Here is a 21,673-nt window from a genome sequence, read left to right on the forward strand (position 1 = left end):
TTTGAACAGGATGAACACGATGCGCGAGACCGAAACCGGTTGGGCTCTGCACACTTCATCGGGCGCCTGGACGCGCGCCCTGCGGCTCACCGCCGTTGCCCTTAGCGTTGGTCTCGTGATGTCGGCAGGCGCTGTACGCGCGGCCGATGACGATGACGATGACTCCACCGTCGAACAGAAAGTGATCAAGCAGATCATGACTGGCCTCGGTGGCACCAACATGGAAAACACCGGCATCGACTACCGCGAGCGCTCGCCGCTGGTGGTCCCGCCGCGGATCGACCTGCCACCGCCGGCCGCCGCCGGTCCCGCACCGGTTGCGAACTGGCCGAAGGATCCCGACGTGCAGCAGCGCCGGGCGGCTGCCGTCGCTGCGCAGCGCGGGCGCCCCGAAGAAGTGCTGGAAGCCGCGCGTCCGTTGACCCCGCGCGAGATGGCGCCGAAGCGCGCACGCGGCGCGTCTGCTGCCGTCGACAATTCCTCGCCGGGCGATCCGAACAAGAACATCGTGTTGAGCCCGAAGCAGCTCGGCTATGAAGGTGGCCTGTTCAAGAACATGTTCGGTGGCAACAAGGGCGAGACCGCCGAGTTCAAGGGCGAGCCGACACGCGATTCGCTGACCCAGCCGCCTGCCGGTTACCAGACCCCCGCCGCCGGCTATGCCTATGGCACCGGGCCGAAGGAAGTCATGAAGAACGATTACAACCTGAACCCGATGACGGGTAAGTTCTGATCGCAGCGCTCCCTTTGCGCTGCCATTCCAAAGACGTCCTTTCACTGCGATCAGCCTGTACGCGCGGATGTGTTCCGCGCGATGGCTTGGTCACGCCTTTCCCCATGCTTTGGAGCTGCTAGCCCCGCCATGACCTCATCATTCCGACTTGCCGCACGATCCGTCGCAGTCGTCGCTCTACTGCTGGCTCCTGCCCTCACAATATCGGGCGCCCGTGCACAGACTGTGACGGCGAAGCCGCCGACCACGTTCAAGCTCGATAACGGCATGCAGGTCGTGGTGATCGAGGATCACCGCACGCCCGTGGTCACGCAGATGATCTGGTACAAGGTCGGCTCGGCCGACGAGACGCCTGGCAAATCGGGCCTCGCGCATTTCCTCGAACATCTGATGTTCAAGGGCACCGCGAAACATCCGGTCGGTGAATTCTCGCAGACCGTGCAGCGCGTCGGCGGTGAGGAGAACGCTTTCACCTCAACCGACTATACCGGCTACTACCAGCGCATCAGCAAGGACCAGCTCGGCAAGATGATGGAATTCGAGGCCGATCGCATGACGGGCCTCGTGCTGAAGGACGAGAACGTGCTGCCCGAACGCGACGTCGTGCTGGAAGAATACAACATGCGCGTCGCCAACAGCCCGGATGCAAGGCTGTCCGAGCAGATCATGGCCGCGCTCTATCTCAATCATCCCTATGGCCGCCCGATCATTGGCTGGCATCAGGAGATCGAGAAGCTCGACCGCGAGGACGCGCTCGCCTTCTACAAGCGCTTCTACGCCCCCAATAATGCGACGCTGATCATTGCCGGCGATGTCGACCCGCAGGAGATCCGCCCGATGGTGGAGCGCACCTATGGCGTGATCCCGGCGCAGCCGGCGATCCCCGAACGCCGCATGCGTCCACAGGAGCCGACGCCCGCCGCGCCGCGCACGGTGACGCTGGCCGATCCGCGCGTCGAACAGACAAGCGTGCGCCGCTATTATCAGGTGCCATCGGCTACCACCGCTGCGGCCGGCGAAAGCCAGGCGCTCGATGTGCTCGGCCAGCTGATCGGCGGCGGCGCGAACTCATATCTCTACCGCGCCCTCGTCATCGACAAACAGCTCGCGATCAATGCCGGTGCCAGCTATCAGGGCACGGCCCTCGACAGCGCACAGTTCATGATCTCGGCCTCGCCGAAGCCCGGCGCCGAATTCGCCGATATCGAAAAGACCATCGACGCCGTGATCGCCGACCTCGCGACCAACCCGGTACCGGCTGCCGACCTCGAACGCGTCAAGACGCAGCTCGTCGCCGAAGCCACCTATGCGCAGGACAGCCAGGCCTCGCTGGCGCGCTGGTACGGCGCCGCACTCACCACGGGCCTCAGCGTCGAGGACATCCGTAGCTGGCCCGACCGCATCAAGGCGGTTACCGCCGAACAGGTGCGCGCAGCCGCACAGACCTGGCTCGACAAGAAGCGCTCGGTCACCGGCTATCTCATCAAGGATACATCTGCGCCGAAGCGCGAGGAGAAGCGGTCGTGAGCATCATCTTCAACGCCGGCCGCCTCGGCATTGCCGTCGCCTTCTCGCTCGTCACCCTGACGGTGACGCCATCCTTCGCCGCAGCCAAGGTGCAGCGGCTCGTGACGCCAGGCGGTATCGAAGCCTGGTTCGTGCAGGATGCGACCGTTCCCCTGATCGCGATGGAATATGCGTTCGGCGGCGGCGCGGCACAGGATCCGAAGGATAAATCCGGTACCGCCAACATGGTGGCCAGCCTGATGGACGAAGGCGCGGGAGATCTCGATTCCTCGGCCTTCCGCGATCGCATGGAACGCCGCGCCATCGAGCTCAACTTCAACGCCCAGCGCGATTACCTGCGTGGCTCGCTGCGCATGCTGAAAGAGCATCGTGACGAGGCGTTCGACCTCGCCCGCCTCGCCCTGACGTCACCACGCTTCGACGCCCCCGATGTGGAGCGCATCCGCGCGCAGATCATGTCCGGCCTGCGCCGCGAAACCTCGAACCCGAATTCGCTGGCGACGCGCAAGTTTCTGCAGGTGGCGTTCGGCGACCATCCCTATAGCCGGCCGTCCAATGGCAACCTGACCGACGTGCCGACCATCAATGTCGACGACATCAAGGCCTACAAGCAACGCATCGTCGCGAAGGACACGCTGAAGATTGCCGTGGTCGGCGACGTCGATCTCGACACGCTCGCGACATTGCTGGACAAGACCTTCGGTGCCCTGCCCGCAAAAGCCACGCTGACGCCAGTCCCTGAAGTCACAGCGGCCAAGCCGCCGCAGAAGGAATCCGTGACGCTGGACGTGCCGCAGACGGTCATCACCTTCGGCAGCCCCGGCGTCAAACGCGACGATCCGAACTTCATGGCCGCCTATATCGTCAATCACATCCTCGGCGGCGGCACGCTGTCGTCGCGGCTGTATCACGAAGTGCGCGAGAAGCGCGGCCTGGTCTATTCCGTCAGTGGCTCGCTGCTGTGGATGCAGCATTCCGGCATCTATATCGGCAGCACCGCGACCCGCGCCGACCGCGCCACCGAGACGGTCGATACCGTGACCAGCGAAGTGAAACGCATGGCCGAGCAGGGTCCGACCCAGCGCGAGCTGGACGAGGCTAAATCCTATCTCAAGGGTTCGCAGATGCTGGCGCTCGACACCTCGTCGAAACTGGCCGGCGCGCTGCTGCAATACCAGCTCGACAAACTGCCGATCGATTACATCGAGAAGCGCAATGCCATCGTCGATGCCGTGACGCTGGACCAGGCCAAGGCTGCAGCGAAGAAGCTGTGGGCGGACGGGCTCCTCACCGTGGTCGTCGGCCGCGCGCCGCAGGCAGCCGCAGCGCCTGTGGCCCCGGCGCCGAAGGCGAACTGAGGCCATACCTCCGGGGGCACGATGCAGATCGCAGTGATCGGGGCCGGCGCAGTCGGCTGCTACTACGGCGCCAAGCTGCTGCGCGCCGGCCATGACGTGACATTGGTCGGACGCCAGATCCATGTCGATGCCATCAATACACGCGGCCTGAGGTTCGAGAGTGCCGAGTTCGACGGTTTCATTCCGGCGAAGGCGGTGACGCAGATCGCCGATCTCGCGCCACCTGACCTCGTTCTGTTCGCCGTGAAGTCCGGCGATACCGACAGCTCGGCAACAGCGCTGAAGCCTGTGCTCAAGCCCAACTCCATCGTGCTGAGCCTGCAGAACGGCGTGGACAATCCGCAGCGCCTGCGCGCCATTCTCAGCCAGCCGGTGATCGCAGCAGCGGTCTATGTCGCCTCCGAAATGCCGGGTGCCGGCCATGTGAAGCACAATGGCCGCGGCGAGCTGATCATCGGCGTATCGCCGCATAGCGGCGCACTGGCGAAGCTGCTGTCCGATGCGGGCGTGCCGACCACCGTCGCCGACGACATCGACGCGGTGCAGTGGTCGAAGCTGATCAACAACTGCGCCTATAATGCATTATCAGCCGTGGCCGGCATCGCCTATGGCGAGATGTTCAAGGTCGAGGGCGTGCCTGATATCGTCACCAATGCCGTCATGGAATGCATGGCAGTGGCAGGGGCCTGCGGCGTATTACTGCCGGCCGACCTCCTGGCCAAGACGCTCGCCCTCGCCGCCAGCATGCCGCTTCAGCAATCCTCGACATCGCAGGATCTCGCCCGTGGCAAGCCATCGGAGATCGACTTCCTCAACGGCTTCATTGTCCGCAAGGGCGCAGAACACGGCATCCCGACGCCAACCAACCATGCCTTGCAGGTGATGGTGAAGCTGGTGGAGCGCAGCGGATCGCGCCGCGCCTAGCGGCGTTTCACGGGCTTCGGTGGATCCCAGAGCCGGAAGCCGCCTTTGAACGCATTCGCGTTGTCGCCGCGCCGGGTCTTGCGCGGGAGTTTGTCGAGCATCTCCACATTGCCACCGCCGAGCACCGTATAATCGGGCTCAAGCGCTGCCGTGAGATCGGCAATGACCTCGGCCACGCAATGGCGCCACTTCTTCTTGCCCAATCGCTTGAGGCCGGCCGCGCCGACATAATCCTCGAATGTCTTGTGGCGATACGGCAGATGGCCCAGCTCCATCGGCTCCAACACGCCATCGATGATCATGGCCCCACCGAGCCCGGTGCCGAGGCCGAGAAACAGCATGCGCCCGCCATCGTAACTGCCGACGGCCTGCATCATGGCGTCGTTTACGAGTTTGACGGGCTTACGGAATGCCCGCTCGAAATCGAACCCTTTCCAGCCCGCACCGAGATTATGTGGCTCCTTGAGCGGACGATTGCCGGCCACCGGACCGGGATAGCCGGCGGAGACGACGTCATAGCGCCAGTCTTTGGTCAGTGCCTTGACCTTGCGCACCATTTCCTTCGCGGACAGGTCCGGGCCGGATTCGAATTCGCGTTTGATCCCTTCACGGCTGGTCATCACCTTCACATGGGTACCGCCGATATCGATGGTGAGAATATTGCGGGGGGTCTTGGTCATGAGACGTCCGGATTGACTGATGGTGCAACGATAAGCGTCGGCAGGGCGCCAGTTCCAGCATTGCCGCTATGTCCCGGGCATATCTTTGCGATCTGCGGTCAAGCGCACGGGGGCACCAAGCAAAACGCGGTATCCTGTGCTACGGAGACAGAATGCTGCTCCGGATCACCCGCTCCATCGCCATCGAGGAAGACGATATCGAGATCGTCTATGTGCGCGCGTCCGGTCCCGGCGGTCAGAACGTCAACAAGGTCTCCACCGCCGCGCAATTGCGCTTCGACAGCAAGAGACTGACGATCCCCGAAGACATGGAAATCCGGCTGCGCACCCTCGCCGGCCAGCGCATGACCAAGGACGGCGTGATCGTGATCCACGCCCAGCGCTTCCGCACCCAGGAGCGCAACAAGGCCGACGCCATCGAGCGGCTGGTGGAGCTGATCAAGGAGGCCGCCTATCGCGAGCCCCCGCGGCGGCCGACCAAACCGACGCTGGGCTCGAAGATGCGCCGCCTCGACGGCAAGAAGCGCCGCAGCGAGGTCAAAGCCGGCCGCGGCGGTCGCTTCGACCACTGAGCCGCGCCCTGCACAACAAGCCAGACCACTTCTTCAAGGAATTTCCCGATGGCCAAACCCGTTCACTCCATGATCCGCGTGCTGGACGAGGCGCGCTCACTGGACTTCTACAGGCGCGCCTTCGGCCTCGAGATCGCTGAGCGCTTTGCATTTCCTGATTTTGCGCTGATCTATCTGCGCCACCCCTCCTCGCCCTTCGAGCTCGAACTGACGGTGAATTTCGACCGCACCGAGCCCTATGTGCTGGGTGACGGTTACGGCCATCTCGCTGTCGTGGTGGACGACGTCGCTGCCGAACATGCCCGCTTCGAGGGCGAGAATCTGGCGCCCGGGCCGCTGCGCGATTTCAAGCATGAGGGCCGCACGCTGGCGCAGTTCTTCTTCGCCACCGACCCCGATGGCTACAAGATCGAGGTGATCCAGAAGGGCGGCCGATTCGCTTAAAAGCGTTTTCGAGCAAAGTGGATACCGGTTCGCGTCAGGAAAACGCGTCAAAACGAAAAGCCAGAACCGGGGAAAAGCGGGTTGCGGCGGGGACATCAGGCGCCCGGGGCCATAGAATGGCGCTTCCGGTTCCCTACATAATCCCGACCCGTCACCGCGCCCCGAGATCCATGCCCGTTCGCCAGCTCCCAGAAACCATCGTCAACCGCATCGCCGCCGGCGAAGTGGTGGAGCGGCCGGCCAGCGTGGTGAAGGAGCTGGTGGAGAACGCCATCGATGCCGGCGCCTCCAGGGTCGAGATCTTCACCGATGGCGGCGGACGGCGAAAGATCGCCATCACCGACGACGGCGGCGGCATGACCCATGCCGACCTGCAACTGGCGGTGGATCGCCACGCCACCTCGAAGCTCGATGACGAAGACCTGCTGCAGATCCGCACCCTCGGTTTTCGCGGCGAGGCGCTGCCCTCGATCGGCTCGGTCGCGCGGCTGAGCATCACCACGCGCCACGCCTCCGAGCCGCATGCCTGGTCGCGCACGGTCGATGGCGGCGAGAAGTCGCCGATCGCGCCCGCTGCGCTGTCGCAGGGCACCCGCGTCGAGGTCAGCGATCTCTTTTACGCGACCCCTGCCCGGCTCAAATTTCTCAAGACCGACCGCACCGAAGCCGAAGCGATCCGCGAAGTCGTCCGCCGCCTCGCCATGGCGCGGCCGGACATCGCCTTCACCATGGCCGGCGAGGAGCGCGCGCCGGTGACATGGGCGGCGGCCCTGCCCGGTCCGGCCGGACAGTTGACGCGGCTCGGCGACATTCTCGGGCCAGAGTTTCGTCTCAGCGCCATCGAAGTGCGCAGCGAGCGCGAAGGTGTGGTGGTCGAAGGTTTTGCCGCCGCGCCATCGCTGACCCGCGCCAATGCGCTCGGGCAGTATCTGTTCGTCAATGGCCGCCCGGTCCGCGACAAGCTGATCATCGGCGCCGTGCGCGCGGCCTATTCCGACTATCTGCCGCGCGACCGCCATCCGATCGTCGCGCTGTTCGTCACGCTCGATCCGCAGGAGGTCGATGCCAATGTGCATCCGGCCAAGACCGAGGTGCGTTTCCGCAATGCCGGGCTGGTGCGCGGGCTGATCGTGCATGCTTTGAAAGAAGGCCTGGCCCGCGAAGGACGCCGCACCGCGGCCAATAGCGACGGCGCCGTGCTGGACTCGTTCCGCCCCAACTTCGCACCCAATTTCGCGCCGCGCACGAATGCGAACTGGGATTGGCAGCGCTCGCCGGCCTATCCCGTCAATCCAATGCCGGGCTTCGATGGTTCGGCGGCGTTTGCCGAACGCAGCCAGGCGGCTTTCGATGTCGGCACGCCCACGGCCGATGTGCGTTTTGAAGAGACGCCGCAGACCGATCTGGTCGACCGGCCGCTCGGTGCCGCGCGCGCACAGGTGCATGAGAACTACATCATCGCGCAGACCCGCGACGGCATGATCGTGGTCGATCAGCATGCCGCGCATGAGCGCATCGTCTATGAACGGCTGAAGGCATCGCTGGCCGCCAATGGCGTACAGCGCCAGATCCTGCTGATCCCCGAGATCGTCGAAATGGACGAAGCCATCGTCGAGAAACTGTTCGACCGCGCCGAAGAACTCGCAAGCTATGGCCTCGCCATCGACAGTTTCGGCCCCGGCGCCGTCGCCGTGCGCGAGACGCCGTCGCTGCTGGGCAAGACCAATGCGGCATCGCTGCTGCGCGATCTCGCCGAACACATGGCGGAATGGGACGAAGCGCTGCCGCTGGAACGCCGGCTGCTGCATGTGGCCGCGACCATGGCCTGCCACGGCTCGGTGCGCTCAGGCCGACGGCTGCGGCCCGAGGAAATGAACGCCCTGCTGCGCGAGATGGAAGACACGCCGAATTCCGGCCAGTGCAATCACGGCCGGCCGACTTATGTCGAGCTGAAGCTCAGCGATATCGAGAAGCTGTTCGGGCGACGATAGACCCTCAGCCGTCATTGCGAGCGCAGCGAAGCAATCCAGAGCCGCAAGCGAAGACTGGATTGCCGCGTCGCTTCGCTCCTCGCAATGACGTGGACGGGCTGGTGCTCGACTCACGTATATTTCGGATCGCGTTCCAAAAGCTCGATCGACACGCCCTGCGGCGCGCGGATGAAGCAGATGCGCAGGCCGGGCTTGAGCGTATGGGGCTCCTTGGTGAATTCGACGCCCTTGGCCTTCAGCGACGCGGCCACCGCATCGATGTCTTTCACCTTCAGGCCGAAATGATCGAGGCCCTGATAGGGCGTGACCGGCGGCGGGTTGACGCCCATCTCCGGCGTCACGGGGGCGAGGAAGATCATGCCGCCGCCAAGCCTGATATCGATGCGGCCAGGGGCACGCAGGATCTCGGCGCCGAGCATATCGGCAAACCACTGCGCGGTCGCTTCGGTGTCCGGCGTGCGGATATGGACGTGATCCCAAGTGTATTCGATTGCAGACATCGGCGGCTCCTTTTGAAGTCTTTTTACACAGATCGCAGAAACGTAAACTCGGTATCGTCATAGGCGCGGCGCTCGAGTTCTTCGAACCCTTCCGGCACCGCAAAGCCAGCATCCTTCGCCTCTTCCACCACCAGCAAAGCGCCCGGCGTCAGCCAGCCACCATCGCGCAGCGAGGCCAGCGCCTTTTCGGCAAGCTTCATGCGATAGGGCGGATCGAGGAACACCAGCGAGAACGGCTCGACCGGATGCGCGGGGCCGAGATCGGCAGCATCGCGGCGATACACTTTGGTCACGCCGCCGAGGCCGAGCGCCTCGACATTGTTGCGGAGCAAGGCGCGCGCCTCGGACCCGTTGTCGACGAACAGCGTGAACTTTGCGCCGCGCGACACCGCCTCGATGCCGAGCGCGCCAGTGCCGGCAAACAGATCGAGCACGCGCGCGTCCTCGATCGGACTTTCGTAAGCGTGGATCAGGATGTTGAACAACGACTCGCGCAGTCGATCCGCCGTGGGACGGATCGCCTGCGTCGTGGGCGACGCGATGTTGCGGCCCTTCAGCCGGCCACCGACGACACGCATGGCTTACGCGTCCCGCGGCTTCAGATCGCGCTTGCCGTGATAGCCGCGCTTCGGCTTCTTCGGCGGGCCACCGAACGTGGCCGCGTCTTCATTGCGGGCACGCGACTCTTCCGAGCCGGCGCGCTGCACCAGAATGCGACGGCCCTTGCGGTCTTCCACCGTGGAGCGCTTCAGAACCGGCTTCTTCACGATCACCGGATCGAGCGAGACGTCACCCTTGCTCGGCAGTTGCCGGCCGAAATCGGCGCCCGAGGCATCCGCTATCTTCTCGCCGAGCTGCTCGCGCAGCACGCGGGTCTTCACCTCGTCGACCTGGCCTTCCTCGATCTCGCCGAGCTGGAACGGACCGTAGGAAATTCGGATCAGGCGGTTCACCTCGAGACCGAGATGCGCCAGCACGTTGCGCACTTCGCGGTTCTTGCCTTCGCGGATCGCGAACACGATCCAGACATTGGCGCTCTTGTCGCGCTCCAGCGTCGCATCGATCGAGCCATATTTGACGCCGTCGACCTCGACGCCGTTCTTGAGCTCGTTGAGCTGCGCCTGCGTGACTTCGCCATGCGCACGCACGCGGTAGCGCCGCAGCCAGCCGGTCTCCGGCAATTCCAGCGTGCGCGCGAGGCCACCGTCATTGGTCAGCAGCAGCAGGCCTTCGGTGTTGAAATCGAGCCGGCCGATGGAGATCAGACGCGGCAGGCCTTCGGGCAGATGATCGAACACCGTCGGCCGTCCCTCGGGATCGGCATGGGTCGTCATCAGGCCGCGCGGCTTGTGATACAGGAACAGGCGCGTGCGCTCCGGCGCCGGCAACGGCTTGCCGTCGACGGTGATCACGTCGTTGGTGCTGACGTCCAGCGCCGGCGAATTGATCACGCGGCCATTGACGGCAACACGGCCCTGCGTGACCCATTCCTCGGCATCGCGGCGCGAGCACAGGCCCGCGCGCGACACGACCTTGGCGATACGCTCGCCGGCCTTCTTGGCCGCGGGAACGCGCGCCGGGCGGCGCGCTTCCGGATCGCGCTCACGATATTCACCGCGACCGCCGAATGCAGGACGCTTGGCGAAAATCCTGCTGTCGTCCTCATTCTCGCGACGCGGACGCTCGTCGCCGTCGCGAGCCTCGCTGCGACCATGCTCCTGCCAGTCGGTGCGGCCACGCGGCTCGCGCGGACGATCGAAGCTTGGACGGTCCTCACGCGGACGCGAGAAACGCGGACGCTCGCTGTCGCTGCGCTCGGGGCGATCATCGCGCGGACGCTCGAATTTGGGCCTGTCGAATTTCGGCCGGTCGAAATTGCGCGCGCCATCGCGCGGCGGACGCGCGCTGCGGCTGCCGCGATCATCCGACCCGCCTTCGCGCTTCTGCCAGGGCTTCTGCTCGCTGCGATCAGGGCCGCGCTCGAAATCACGCCCACCACGATCGGGACGATCGCCAAAGCTCTTGCGCGGGCCGCCGCGATCCGGCGCACCGCGGGAGAATTTCTTGTCGCCGCCAAACTTCTTCTCGGCGCTGAAGGGCCGGTCACCGCGCGGACGATCGCCGTCGCGCGACGGGCGCGGGCTGAACGGACGATCGTTGCGATCGCCATCGCGCGAGGGACGCGGGCTGAATGGGCGATCGCCTTGCGGACGATCACTGCGATCACGCTGTGGGCGATCGTTGCGCGGACGCGGACGGTCACCATCGCCGCCTCGGAAACCTTCGCCGCGCGGCGTATAGGGGCGCTTCTCGCCGCCGCCATCGCGCGACGCGTAGGGCTTCTTGTCGCCAAACTTCTTGTCGGAGAAGCGTCCGGCCGGACGCGCATCGCCGCGGTCGCCACGCGGGGCGCGGTCATCCCTGTTGAAATTCGGACGGTCGCCGCGCGGTGCCTCTCCGCGCGGGCTATAGGGACGCTTGTCGCCGCCACCGGCGCGCGGTGCATAGGGCCGCTTTTCGCGGTCACCGAAATCCTTGCGCGGCCCACGGTCTGGACGATCGCCACCACCGCTGCGCGCGGGACGGTCGTCGCGGTTGAAGCGGGCCGGACGCGCATCGTCACGATCGCGGCGCGGCGCTCGGTCGTCATCGCGCTTGCCCGCGTAAGGCTTGGCGCCAAAAGATTTGCCGCCAGAAGGCTTGCCACCGAAAGATCGCTTCTCGCCGCCACCAGCACCGGGCGGCTTCGGGGCATATGTGCCGTCGCGCTTGGCGAATTTCTTGTCGGGTCCACGTGCGGCGCCGGAGCGGCCCTTGCCGGCTCCGCCTTTGCCACCGGGTGGCCGGCCGCGCGAGGGGCCGTTGTTTTTGTCGTTGTCGCGGGGCATGAAGGGTCTCACTGCAGCGGAAGCTGAATTGGGTTGAGCGGTGCGGACAGGGTTCGCGGGCCGAAAATGCGCGCTCATTGGGGCGCATTCTCACGCAAAACCAGTATCCACTTTTGCTGAATGCAACTCCGTAGCAGAGTTTTGCGCAGGAAACGAGCCGTTGACCGCACCTTCTTTCATGGATCTGGCGCTGAAAGCGGCCGAAAGCGCCGGAAATGCCGGTGAAGTCCCCATCGGCTGCGTCATCGTCGGGAATAACGAGGTGATCGCCACGGCCGGCAACCGGACCCTCCGGGACCGCGACCCGACCGCCCATGCCGAAGTCCTGGCGATCCGGGAGGCCGCCGCCAAGCTCGGCAGCGAGCGGCTGATCGACTGCGACCTGTATGTGACCCTGGAGCCCTGCACCATGTGCGCGGGCGCAATCTCCTTCGCCCGGATCCGGCGGCTGTATTACGGCGCAGCCGATCCCAAGGGCGGCGGGGTCGATTCCGGCGTGCGCTTCTTCGCTTCGCCGACCTGCCACCACGCGCCGGAGGTCTATCCGTCCGTGGGCGAAACCCAGTCCGCCGCGCTGTTACGAGAGTTTTTTAGAGCGCGGCGCTGAGGCTTTGCTGACAGCCAAGTCAACGGGAACGCGGGTCACTTCGTGCCCGTCTTCGTGGATGACGCAAATATGGCGCTCATGCTCCTGATGCGTCGCCGGCCGGGCGCTGACTTCGTCGGCGATCACATAAGCCTGTGCAATCGCTTCGGCGTCACTGCGTAGCTCCCGACCAGCGTGGTCTCGCTGCGTCGTGCCGTTCTTGAGGTCGAAATAATAGTGCGCCATGGGTACCTCACAGCCCCATCAACGCGTTCCACAACCTTCGGTTCCCCAAGAGGATCACCCGAATACCGTTACTTGCCTTTGCGTTCCCGCGCCACCGCCTGCCAGCCGATATCGCGCCGACAAAAACCTTCGGGCCAGTTGATCAGGCCGATGGCCTCATAGGCGCGGCGCTGGGCCTCAGCGACGGTCTTGGCGGAGGCCGTCACGTTGAGGACACGCCCGCCATTGGCGAGAATCCAGTCGCCGGATGCCTTGGTGCCCGCATGGAAAATCTCGATGCCCTCGATCTTCTCGGCGCGGTCCAAGCCGGCAATGCGCGTACCCTTGTCGTAGTCGCCGGGATAGCCCTTCGTGGCCATCACCACCGTAAGCGCCGGATCCGGGAACCAGCGCAGATCGAAATTCTTGAGCTGCCCGTCACAGCAGGCAATCAGCGCCGGCAGCAGATCCGACATCATACGGACCATCAGCACCTGACACTCCGGATCGCCGAACCGGGCATTGTATTCGACGAGTTTCGGCCCCTGCTCGGTCACCATGACGCCGGCATAGATCACGCCCTTATAGGGCGTCCCCATCGCGCTGAGCGCGCGCAGGGTCGGCATGATCATCTCGTCCATCACCTGCGCGCAGAGCGCCTCGGTCATAACAGGCGCCGGCGAATAGGCGCCCATGCCACCTGTGTTCGGGCCCTTGTCGCCGTCGAAGGCGCGCTTGTGGTCCTGCGCCGTTGCCAGCGCCAACGCGTGCTCGCCATCGCACAGCGCGAAGAACGAGGCTTCCTCGCCCTGCATGAACTCCTCGATCACGACTTCCGCACCGGCCTCGCCGAAGCCGCCATCGAACATCATGTCGACCGCGTCCAGCGCCTCGGCTTCAGACATCGCCACCACAACGCCCTTGCCAGCGGCGAGGCCATCGGCCTTGACCACGATCGGTGCGCCCTGGGTCCGGATATAGGCCTTGGCAGACTCTGCATCATGGAAATGGCCGTAGGCCGCAGTCGGGATGTTGTTGGCCCGGCACAGTTCCTTGGTGAAGCTCTTCGAGCTTTCCAGTTGGCCGGCGGCTCTACTGGGTCCGAATGCCTTGATGCCGACGGCAGCAAGATCGTCGACGATGCCTGCCGCTATCGGGGCATCCGGGCCGACCACGACGAAATCGACCTTGTTCACCTTACAGAAATCAATCACGGCCGCATGGTCGGTGATATCCACCGCCACGCATTCGGCCTCCCGGGCGATGCCGGCATTACCTGGCGCGCACCAGAGTTTGGTCAGCAGCGGAGACGCGGCAAGTTTCCACGCCAGCGCGTGTTCGCGACCACCGGAACCGAGGAGGAGAATGTTCATAACGAGCCAGACCAATTGCAATCAAACACGCCCACCGTTTAGCACGGCGCGTCGGGACAGCAATCAGTGGTCTGAGTAATCAACCGGCCAGGCGGCCAACCCGTCAAGCGACGGCGACACGTGTTTCCGCGCGATAGCGGCGGATCAAACCCACCGTCCAGCCAAGGAAATAGCCGGCGCATGCCCCCGACACCAATTGACCGATCAGCGGGACCCCAGCACCCGAACCCAGCTTCATCGCAGTTGCGACCGCCACGGCATATTGCAGGAGGAAGACCGACAGGTTGCGGATCAGGGGCAGCCAACTCCCGGGGCGCAGAATGGTGCCGTCCTGCCGATCGACCGTCATCTCGCCGGGACCGATCCACAGAGCGACGGCCGCCATCACGATTGCCGCTGCCAGCCAGACTCCGATCAGATGCAATTGGCCGCCGGCAAAGATCAGCCGCGACAACCCCATCAGGAGAAACACCATCGGAACGATCAGCAAGCGGCGCAGCTCTGTCTTTCGCGGCCGGAGCGACAGGCTTCCCAGCCAGATCAGCAATGCCAGCAACGCGAACACCCAGATCGGCGTGTTGGTCAGAATGCGCCACGCGATGTCCATGACAATCTCCCAGGCTTTGCTCTACTTGCCTTCCGCAGTTGCGATGATCTCACGCAAGGTGGCGACGTGCCGCGCGAAGGCACCACGCCCGGTCGCGGTGGCCGTCACCGTTGTCTGCGGCTTCTTGCCGACAAAGGCCTTTTCGACGCTGACATAACCGGCTTTCGCCAGTGTCTCGATATGAGCGCCGAGATTGCCATCGGTGGCGCCGGTCAGTTTCTTCAATCGCGGGAAATCCAGCCCCTGTGTCGGATGCAGAGCGTTCAGCGCTGCCATGATCTTGAGCCGCAGAGGCTGATGGATGATGTCGTCGAGTTCAGCCATGTCAGCTGCGCCGCATCCAGAGGCCGCCGAGCAACAGGCCGCCGCCATTGACGACAGCCATCCAGAGCGTGAACCACGGTCCGGCGAAGAAGTAACCGAGCAACGTCAGCGCGATCACGCTCATGCCGATCACGACAAAGACGCGGCCGAACCAGAACCCTGTCATCACGTAAGGCAACATGAAGTAAGTCGTCCAGAACGCGCCGATCTGCCGCGGCGCCATATTCCCGAAAACGATGCTCCACAGACAGCCGAAAGCCACGAACGCGATAAACGCTGCCGTTGCGCGAGCATCGAAGGTGCTGACGCCTTCCCGCTTCTTGTTGAGGGCCCCGATGATGATCGCGCAGATGACACCCGCGACAATGACGACCGACCAGATGACGGGAGCCGCAGCAGGCGCGAAGAACGAGAGCAGATAACCGATAAAAGTCGCAACGCCCCATAGAATGAGCATCGTGCTGGCGTGCCGATAGAACACCGACTGCCGGACCAGCCGACTGAGGCTCTCGATCTCCATCAACGCAGCACTGGCTTCCTGGCTGTTGATCACGGTGTCACCTCGTTGCGAGATCGTCGGCAACGACGGCGACGAAACTTGCCGTGCTGACGACGTCCATATGATTTGCGTTGTCGAGGACACGCACGTCGATATTGGCTTTCGACTGCATCGCCTCGCGATATTTGTCGGCGAACATCAGCTCGTCATTGCGCCCGGCGATGACCGATATGGGCCCGTTCGCCGGATCGAGATCCAGACGGTAGTCGCGATGCGTGCCGAAATTCTGCAGCAGCCGAAACGAATATTCGGACGTCAGAATGCGTGTCGAACCCGGTTGCACGGCAAAGGCAACCACCGGGAGCTGCGAACAGCATGTCACCCCGAACGACTGCAGCACACTGAGCGCGATGATGCGCGGCACACTCGGACTGGCCCATCCGCCTGCATTCTCGCGTGTGGATGGCGACTTCAGGCCGAGATAGGGTGACAGCAGAACGGTGCGCGCGAAAAGCCCCTGATTGATGGATCCCGCCACGCGCAGCGCAAACCCGCCGCCCGACGAATGCCCAGCGAGCGTCAGTGGCGACGCCAGCCCCTGCCCGCGCAAATGGCCGACGAGATCTGCGAGATCATCGTCGAGCTGGCCGAGATAGGCGATATCGCCGCGGGTCCCCGACGCGCCATGGCCGCGCATGTCGGGAGCGATGCTTTCGACGCCCCGCGCGGCAAGCGCTTTCGCCAGGGCGTGCACCGCGATGCTCGATCCCGACGAGCCATGAATGAGCAGTGCGGCACGGTTCACGGACGGTCCGGATGGCGTGTAGCGCCGGTAGGCCAGATTCGAGCCGTCTCTCGCCTGGAAATACTGCAGTGGCGGAACGTCCCCGCGATACGCACTGCGCGCCGTGTCCGCAATGGAGGCCAGTGCCTTGGGCCGGGAAACCGGCACCGCAATCATGCCGGCCAGCACCAGGGCCGCCAGACCCACCGCAGCAAGGAGCCAAACGATGCCACGGACCGCGAAGGTCAATATCGACGCCATAATACCCGCCATTCTCTGAATACAGACTACTCTGTATAACAGAGTTATCTGTAAATCAATATCTGATTGGCGTTTTGCGACCGACATCCCTACTTTGCGACGATCCTGAAAGCCGAGATTCGATGCCCAAAGCCGCTGCCCCCCTTACCAATTCCCCCGAATTCACCGTCTCCGAGCTGTCCTCAGCCCTGAAACGGACGGTGGAAGACACATACGGGAACGTGCGGGTGCGCGGCGAAATCTCGGGTTTTCGCGGGCCGCATTCGTCCGGCCACTGCTATTTCTCGCTCAAGGACGAGAGCGCCAAGATCGAGGCGGTGATCTGGAAGGGCGTCCATGGCCGGATGCGGTTCAAGCCGCAGGAAGGCCTCGAAGTCATCGCCACCGGCAAGCTGACCACCTATCCAGGCTCGTCGAAATACCAGATCGTCATCGAGGCCATCGAACCCGCCGGCGTCGGCGCGCTGATGGCGCTGATGGAAGAGCGCAAGCGCAAGCTTGGCGCCGAAGGCCTGTTCGACGAAGCGCGCAAGCAGCTGCTGCCATGGCTGCCGGAAGTCATCGGCGTAGTGACATCGCCCACCGGCGCTGTCATCCGCGACATCCTGCATCGCCTTGAAGACCGCTTCCCGCGCCGCGTGCTGGTCTGGCCCGTCAAGGTTCAGGGCGAAGGTTCGGCGGAGCAGGTCGCGGCCGCGATCCATGGCTTCAATGCGCTGCCGGTGGGCGGCGCAATTCCGCGGCCGGATCTGCTGATTGTGGCGCGCGGCGGCGGCTCGCTGGAAGACCTGTGGTCGTTCAACGAAGAGATCGTGGTGCGCGCCGCGGCCGAGAGCATGATCCCGCTGATCTCGGCCGTGGGCCACGAGACCGACATCACCCTGATCGATTTCGCCGCCGACAAGCGCGCGCCGACGCCGACGGCGGCCGCCGAAATGGCGGTGCCCGTGCGCGCCGAACTGATGGTGGAGATATCCGGCTTCGAGCGCCGCATGATGCTCTGCTGGCAGCGCGGGCAGGAATCCCGCCGCAACGAACTACGCGCCGCGGCGCGTGCCTTGCCGGATCTCAGCGAATTGCTCGCCATTCCGCGCCAGCGTCTCGATGGCGCAACCGCATCGCTGCCGCGTGCGTTGAAGGCCAATACGCATGCGCATCATCGGCGCTTCGCTCAGGCAAGCTCGGGTCTCACGCTGCGCGTGCTGCGCGCGCAGATCGCCCATGCGACGCAGCGGCTGACGGTATCGGGCGAACGCCTGAGCCTCTCCGCGCGCGCCCTGCTTCGGCAGCGCCGCGATCGCTTCACTGGCCTTGAAGCACGATTGAAGGCCTCCAAGCTCGCCAATGCGCAGGCACAGCGCAATGCCATCACGCGCGATCGGGAGCGCGCTCTGCGCCTCACTGAGCGCGCGCGCCGTGCATTGACGACACTGGTGCAGCGCCAGCAGGCGCGCGTACAGGCGTCGAGCCAGTTGCTCGGTGCCCTCTCCTATCGCAGCGTGCTGGCCCGCGGCTTTGCGCTGGTGCGCGACGAGCAAGGCGCCGCGCTGCATGCCGCCGCCAACATCGGAGCGGGCGCGCGCCTGAGCATCGAATTCGCCGATGGCCGCGTCGGCGTGACTGCCGATGGCGACCGCCCGGCACCTGCCCCGCGCGAGGCCAAGCCTGCGTCGCCGGCCGCGCCGAAAAAGGCGACGAAAATCGATCAGGGCAGCCTGTTCTAGAGGTTGCGCGGCCGCCTTTATTGGGCGACGCCGCGGCCCTATTTATGCTACGAGATGACGACATTCAGGGCCGGTGACCGATCCGGCAAGACGACTTAGTGACGATCCAGGAGACCAGCCGTGCTGAACAAATTTGGCCCCTCGGGCCACGGCGAAGCCCAGTTGCAATATCTCGACGGCGATTTCCGCGTGGTGTCGCCCGGCACCTATGTGACTTGCGCCATCACAGGCGAACGCATTCCGCTGGATGAGTTGAAATACTGGAGCGTCGATCGGCAGGAAGCCTATGCGGTGCCGAATGCGGTGCTGGCGCGGCATTATCCGGACGCCGTGAAGGGTCAGAAATAAGCTCGTATCGGTCGTTCCGTAGGTGAGCACGCTTCGCTTTGCCCACCTTACATTCTGAGCGTCTTCACTCTTGCCCGATTGAGCTTCTCGACCACGAAAGCCTGCAGCGCCGCCTTGTCCTCGAAGGCCAGCGTGACGGCGAATGGCACGATCTCCACTGCCGCCGGCATGTTGCCGATCTTGACGAAATCCTTCTCCGTCGTCGCCAGCGTCAGGCCATCACGCTTCGCTCGCAGCGCCAGCGCATCGATCTCATTGGACGTATACGGATGATGGTCGGCGAAGGCCTTCTCCACAGCCACGTCCACACCTGCATGACGCAACGTCCGGAAGAAGCGTTGGGGATCACCGATTCCCGCAAAGGCCAGCACGCGCTTGCCGCGCAAGGCTGCCACTGACGCCTCATCCGGCACAAGGCGCGCCGTCAACACCGGACCGCCCCGGCCCGCGACCAGCGCCGCCACGCCCGTCGCTGCAACACCATCGCCAATCACGACGAGCGCATCGGTGCGTGCGATCTGCAGATCGAGCGGCGCGCGCAAAGGTCCCGCGGGCAGCACACGGCCGTTGCCGAGACCGCGATTGCTGTCGATCACAATGAACGACGCGTCTTTGGCGATGGCCGGATTCTGGAAACCGTCGTCCATCACGATGACGCTGGCGCCGGTCGAGCGCGCCAGCGCGGCGCCCGCCACACGATCCCCGGAGATCACGACCGGCACCTGCCGTGCCATCATCAGCGGTTCGTCGCCAACATCTGCCGCCACATGCCGCGACGGATCGACTTTCACCGGGCCGCGCAATCTGCCGCCATAGCCGCGGCTGAGCACCACCGGCGTCTCGCCGAGATCGCGCAGCACTTGCACCAGCGCTAACGTGGTCGGTGTCTTGCCGGCACCGCCGACGTGATAATTGCCGACGCAGAGAACGGGAATGCCGACATCGACGCCCTTGCGCGCCATGCGGCTGCCTGCGACTTCGCCATAGATGGCGCCAAGCGGCATCAGCAAACGCGACAACCATGTCGATGGCGGCCGCCAGAACGCCGGCTCACGCATCCTGCGCTCCCGCTTCGAGCCGGAGCTGCATCAGATAAGGCTCCAGCGCATGCAGGGTGCGATCGAGCGCACCGCCAAGCCGTTCAACCACGCGACGCCCAGACTCGATCGCAGCATCGCGCGCTGCCTCGTTGCCGAGCATCTGGCCGAGCTGTTTCACCAATTGCTCGGAGGAGTCGGCAAGCTTTGCACCGCCGGCGCCATCCAGCGCCTCGTAAACGTCGGTGAAATTGAAGACATGCGGACCATGCACCACGGACGCACCGAGCTTCACGGCTTCAATCGGATTCTGCCCACCATGCGGCACCAGCGAACCGCCCATGAACACCACCGGTGACAGGCGATAGAACAGGCCGAGCTCGCCCATGGTGTCGGCGACATAGACGTCAGTGCCTGCATGCGGCAATTCCTCGCGCGAGCGCAAGGCAACCTGCGCACCTGCCACTGTGATCATCTGCGCAATATCGGCGCCGCGATGGGCGTGGCGCGGCACGATGACCGTCAGCAATTTCGGGAAGAAACTTGTCAGCGTCTTGTGGGTCTCGAGGATGATTTCTTCTTCGCCGGGATGCGTCGAGGATGCGACAATGATGGGGCGACCGCGCGTCACCGCAATGAGCTTGTCCAGCTTCACGGCGTCACCGGGCGGCGCCTGCACGTCGAGCTTCAGATTGCCCGTAACGACGACGCTGCGCGATCCCAATGCGCTGAAGCGCTCGGCGTCGGTTTCGGACTGCGCCAGGCAGATCTCGAAACGGCCGAGCAAGGCGCCGATGGTTGCCGAGAATTTCTGCCAGCGCGGGAACGAACGCTGCGACATGCGCGCATTGATCAGCACCATCGGCAGCCGACGCTTGGCGGCGGAGATGATCAGGTTCGGCCAGAGATCGCTTTCGATGAACAGTGCCAGGCTCGGCTTCCAGTGATCGAGGAAGCGCGCCACGAAGCGCGGTGAATCATAGGGTATGTATTGATGGATGATATCGGTCGGGAATCGCTTGGCGATGATCTCTGCGGAAGTGACCGTGCCCGACGTCAGCAGGATGCGCATGCCCAGCGCGCGCAGCCGCTCGATCAGCGCTGCCGCCGCCAGCACTTCGCCGACGCTGGCGCCGTGAATCCAGACCAGCGGCCCGGCGGGGCGCTCGATCTGCGAGATGCCACGGCGCTCGTCGAGGCGCGTGGGATCTTCCTTGTTCTTCTTCAGCCGTTGCCTGATCAGGACCGGCGCAAGCGGCGTCAGCGCCGCCGACAATCTGCGATAGGCGCGCAGCGTGATCGGCAGCGCGTTAGGCACGACGCGCACCTTCCGGCCGACCTACCGCGTCATAGGCACGCTGCGTGGCCTCGTTCAGCGTGGCTTCGAGCTGCAGGCGCAGCGCCTCCATCGTGGCAGCGTCGGCATCGGCAGGAACGCTCAGGGGTTCACCGCCGACCAGCACGCCGCGACCGAAAGGCAGATTGATCGTGGTGCGGTCCCAGTTGTTGAGCTGCACGTAGCGGCTGGTGGCCATGGCAAACGGCATGATCGGCCGGCCGCTTTCGCGCGCCAGCATGATGATGCCCATGCCGGCGACACGCGAGCGCTTCGGCACGTCGGCGGTCAGCGCCATATTGATACCGCGCTCCAGCACCCGCACCATCTCCTTGAACGCACCGACGCCGCCCTTGCGGTGAAACGCGCCGCCATGATCGCCGGAGCCGCGAACGGTGGCGATGCCAAGGCGCTCGGCGGCCAGCGCATTGAACTCGCCGTCGCGATGCTTCGAGATCAGCACCGCGCCGCGATAGTCCTTCTGCCGGATGAACGGCGTCATGAAGTGCTGGCCATGCCAGAACGCCAAGATGACCGGCATCTGCGGTTCGACAATGTCATAGACATCGACGGGATCGAAGGTGAAGGTGTTGGTCTTCCAGACCAGACGCAAAAATTCGGCCGCGAGAAACCCCGCGGCGCGCTGAACCCAGCTGCTGCGCAGCGTGTTTCGGAGCAGTCGTTTCAAGCGGTCGGCTTCGCGTCTTGACCCGGATCGAGCAGCCGATGGAGATGGACGATGAAATAGCGCATGTGGGCGTTGTCGACGGTCTGCTGCGCCTTGGCCTTCCAGGCGACAAATGCCGTCGCGTAATTCGGATAGACGCCGACGACTTCAACCTGGCTGAGATCCTTGAACGTCGTCTCTTTCAGGTTGGTCAGCTCGCCCCCGATGACCAGATGAAGCAGTTGCTGTGGTGTGTCCGACATGAATCCTGTTCCTGCAGCGACC

Annotated in this window: 24 protein-coding genes; 10 read left to right on the forward strand and 14 right to left on the reverse strand. The window is 64.4% G+C overall.

Going from position 1 to position 21,673, the window contains the following annotated elements:
- Positions 1 to 19: 19 nt before the first annotated feature.
- The 4 genes from AC1DUY_RS20455 to AC1DUY_RS20470 all read left to right on the forward strand — a co-directional run bounded on the left by AC1DUY_RS20455 (position 20) and on the right by AC1DUY_RS20470 (position 4,542).
- Entirely contained in the window at positions 20 to 733 is a 714-nt protein-coding gene (locus AC1DUY_RS20455; protein WP_478116594.1) for a hypothetical protein, read from the forward strand.
- A 129-nt stretch (positions 734 to 862) separates the two neighbouring features.
- Positions 863 to 2,260, forward strand: coding sequence for a M16 family metallopeptidase (locus AC1DUY_RS20460; RefSeq protein WP_478116596.1), 1,398 nt, complete (start codon positions 863 to 865; stop codon positions 2,258 to 2,260).
- 2 nt (positions 2,261 to 2,262) lie between these two features.
- Positions 2,263 to 3,618 carry a M16 family metallopeptidase gene (locus AC1DUY_RS20465; protein WP_478116811.1) on the forward strand — a complete coding sequence of 452 codons (1,356 nt, stop codon included), beginning with the start codon at positions 2,263 to 2,265 and terminating at the stop codon, positions 3,616 to 3,618.
- A gap of 21 nt (positions 3,619 to 3,639) precedes the next feature.
- The gene (locus tag AC1DUY_RS20470) at positions 3,640 to 4,542 is read left to right on the forward strand and encodes a ketopantoate reductase family protein (protein ID WP_478116598.1); all 903 of its coding nucleotides are present in this window, start codon (positions 3,640 to 3,642) and stop codon (positions 4,540 to 4,542) included.
- Here the strand turns inward: AC1DUY_RS20470 and AC1DUY_RS20475 are convergent.
- Positions 4,539 to 5,222, reverse strand: coding sequence for an ROK family protein (locus tag AC1DUY_RS20475; protein ID WP_478116600.1), 684 nt, complete (start codon positions 5,220 to 5,222; stop codon positions 4,539 to 4,541). The genes AC1DUY_RS20470 and AC1DUY_RS20475 overlap by 4 nt on opposite strands.
- A gap of 155 nt (positions 5,223 to 5,377) precedes the next feature.
- Here AC1DUY_RS20475 and arfB point away from each other — a divergent pair, with 155 nt between their 5' ends.
- The 3 genes from arfB to mutL all read left to right on the forward strand — a co-directional run bounded on the left by arfB (position 5,378) and on the right by mutL (position 8,229).
- Positions 5,378 to 5,794, forward strand: coding sequence for an alternative ribosome rescue aminoacyl-tRNA hydrolase ArfB (gene arfB / locus AC1DUY_RS20480; RefSeq protein ID WP_478116813.1), 417 nt, complete (start codon positions 5,378 to 5,380; stop codon positions 5,792 to 5,794).
- 48 nt (positions 5,795 to 5,842) lie between these two features.
- The gene (locus tag AC1DUY_RS20485) at positions 5,843 to 6,238 is read left to right on the forward strand and encodes a VOC family protein (RefSeq protein ID WP_478116602.1); all 396 of its coding nucleotides are present in this window, start codon (positions 5,843 to 5,845) and stop codon (positions 6,236 to 6,238) included.
- Positions 6,239 to 6,408: 170 nt separating this feature from the next.
- Positions 6,409 to 8,229 (forward strand): DNA mismatch repair endonuclease MutL, encoded by a 1,821-nt coding sequence (mutL, locus tag AC1DUY_RS20490; protein ID WP_478116604.1) that lies wholly within the window; start codon positions 6,409 to 6,411, stop codon positions 8,227 to 8,229.
- Positions 8,230 to 8,339: 110 nt separating this feature from the next.
- On the opposite strand, the gene AC1DUY_RS20495 is transcribed toward mutL, so the two are convergent.
- From AC1DUY_RS20495 to AC1DUY_RS20505, 3 genes are read right to left on the reverse strand one after another with little or no spacing between them, the layout of a single operon-like run.
- Complete coding sequence (locus AC1DUY_RS20495) at positions 8,340 to 8,729, reverse strand: VOC family protein (RefSeq protein ID WP_089261869.1); 390 nt, start codon at positions 8,727 to 8,729, stop codon at positions 8,340 to 8,342.
- A gap of 23 nt (positions 8,730 to 8,752) precedes the next feature.
- Positions 8,753 to 9,307 carry a 16S rRNA (guanine(966)-N(2))-methyltransferase RsmD gene (rsmD, locus tag AC1DUY_RS20500; RefSeq protein ID WP_309947204.1) on the reverse strand — a complete coding sequence of 185 codons (555 nt, stop codon included), beginning with the start codon at positions 9,305 to 9,307 and terminating at the stop codon, positions 8,753 to 8,755.
- Positions 9,308 to 9,310: 3 nt separating this feature from the next.
- Positions 9,311 to 11,617 carry a pseudouridine synthase gene (locus tag AC1DUY_RS20505; protein ID WP_478116607.1) on the reverse strand — a complete coding sequence of 769 codons (2,307 nt, stop codon included), beginning with the start codon at positions 11,615 to 11,617 and terminating at the stop codon, positions 9,311 to 9,313.
- Positions 11,618 to 11,777: 160 nt separating this feature from the next.
- Between AC1DUY_RS20505 and AC1DUY_RS20510 the strand changes: the two genes are divergently transcribed.
- Positions 11,778 to 12,224, forward strand: a complete 447-nt coding sequence (locus tag AC1DUY_RS20510) for a nucleoside deaminase (protein ID WP_478116609.1) — start codon at positions 11,778 to 11,780, stop codon at positions 12,222 to 12,224.
- On the opposite strand, the gene AC1DUY_RS20515 is transcribed toward AC1DUY_RS20510, so the two are convergent.
- From AC1DUY_RS20515 to AC1DUY_RS20540, 6 genes are all read right to left on the reverse strand, one after another.
- Positions 12,195 to 12,449, reverse strand: coding sequence for a DUF6894 family protein (locus AC1DUY_RS20515; protein WP_478116611.1), 255 nt, complete (start codon positions 12,447 to 12,449; stop codon positions 12,195 to 12,197). The two genes, AC1DUY_RS20510 and AC1DUY_RS20515, sit on opposite strands and share 30 nt — an antisense overlap.
- A 68-nt stretch (positions 12,450 to 12,517) precedes the next feature.
- A complete protein-coding gene (purD, locus tag AC1DUY_RS20520; RefSeq protein WP_478116613.1) occupies positions 12,518 to 13,801 on the reverse strand; it encodes a phosphoribosylamine--glycine ligase in 1,284 nt (427 codons plus the stop codon).
- 103 nt (positions 13,802 to 13,904) lie between these two features.
- The gene (locus AC1DUY_RS20525) at positions 13,905 to 14,408 is read right to left on the reverse strand and encodes a DUF6622 family protein (protein ID WP_478116614.1); all 504 of its coding nucleotides are present in this window, start codon (positions 14,406 to 14,408) and stop codon (positions 13,905 to 13,907) included.
- A 21-nt stretch (positions 14,409 to 14,429) separates the two neighbouring features.
- The gene (locus AC1DUY_RS20530; protein WP_120288568.1) at positions 14,430 to 14,732 is read right to left on the reverse strand and encodes a winged helix-turn-helix domain-containing protein; all 303 of its coding nucleotides are present in this window, start codon (positions 14,730 to 14,732) and stop codon (positions 14,430 to 14,432) included.
- 1 nt (position 14,733) lies between these two features.
- The gene (locus tag AC1DUY_RS20535) at positions 14,734 to 15,285 is read right to left on the reverse strand and encodes a hypothetical protein (RefSeq protein ID WP_231077957.1); all 552 of its coding nucleotides are present in this window, start codon (positions 15,283 to 15,285) and stop codon (positions 14,734 to 14,736) included.
- Between the two features lie 4 nt (positions 15,286 to 15,289).
- The gene (locus tag AC1DUY_RS20540) at positions 15,290 to 16,276 is read right to left on the reverse strand and encodes an alpha/beta fold hydrolase (protein ID WP_478116617.1); all 987 of its coding nucleotides are present in this window, start codon (positions 16,274 to 16,276) and stop codon (positions 15,290 to 15,292) included.
- 122 nt (positions 16,277 to 16,398) lie between these two features.
- On the opposite strand from AC1DUY_RS20540, the gene xseA reads away from it, so the two are divergent.
- Together xseA and AC1DUY_RS20550 are read left to right on the forward strand one after the other, a co-directional pair.
- Positions 16,399 to 18,000 (forward strand): exodeoxyribonuclease VII large subunit, encoded by a 1,602-nt coding sequence (gene xseA, locus AC1DUY_RS20545; protein ID WP_478116619.1) that lies wholly within the window; start codon positions 16,399 to 16,401, stop codon positions 17,998 to 18,000.
- A gap of 120 nt (positions 18,001 to 18,120) precedes the next feature.
- Positions 18,121 to 18,348, forward strand: a complete 228-nt coding sequence (locus tag AC1DUY_RS20550; RefSeq protein ID WP_089261889.1) for a DUF2093 domain-containing protein — start codon at positions 18,121 to 18,123, stop codon at positions 18,346 to 18,348.
- A gap of 47 nt (positions 18,349 to 18,395) precedes the next feature.
- Here AC1DUY_RS20550 and lpxK read toward each other — a convergent pair whose 3' ends face one another.
- The 4 genes from lpxK to AC1DUY_RS20570 are packed head-to-tail and all read right to left on the reverse strand — an operon-like array spanning position 18,396 to position 21,651.
- Positions 18,396 to 19,406: a tetraacyldisaccharide 4'-kinase gene (gene lpxK / locus AC1DUY_RS20555; RefSeq protein ID WP_478116621.1), complete on the reverse strand. Its 1,011-nt coding sequence runs from the start codon at positions 19,404 to 19,406 to the stop codon at positions 18,396 to 18,398.
- Positions 19,399 to 20,703 (reverse strand): 3-deoxy-D-manno-octulosonic acid transferase, encoded by a 1,305-nt coding sequence (locus AC1DUY_RS20560; protein WP_478116623.1) that lies wholly within the window; start codon positions 20,701 to 20,703, stop codon positions 19,399 to 19,401. The genes lpxK and AC1DUY_RS20560 overlap by 8 nt, the downstream gene beginning before the upstream one ends.
- Positions 20,696 to 21,409 carry a lysophospholipid acyltransferase family protein gene (locus tag AC1DUY_RS20565; protein WP_089261893.1) on the reverse strand — a complete coding sequence of 238 codons (714 nt, stop codon included), beginning with the start codon at positions 21,407 to 21,409 and terminating at the stop codon, positions 20,696 to 20,698. The genes AC1DUY_RS20560 and AC1DUY_RS20565 overlap by 8 nt, the downstream gene beginning before the upstream one ends.
- Positions 21,406 to 21,651: a DUF4170 domain-containing protein gene (locus AC1DUY_RS20570; protein ID WP_068733639.1), complete on the reverse strand. Its 246-nt coding sequence runs from the start codon at positions 21,649 to 21,651 to the stop codon at positions 21,406 to 21,408. The genes AC1DUY_RS20565 and AC1DUY_RS20570 overlap by 4 nt, the downstream gene beginning before the upstream one ends.
- Between the last annotated feature and the right edge of the window lie 22 nt (positions 21,652 to 21,673).

The sequence above is a fragment of the Tardiphaga sp. P4_G1 genome, from assembly GCF_056401215.1.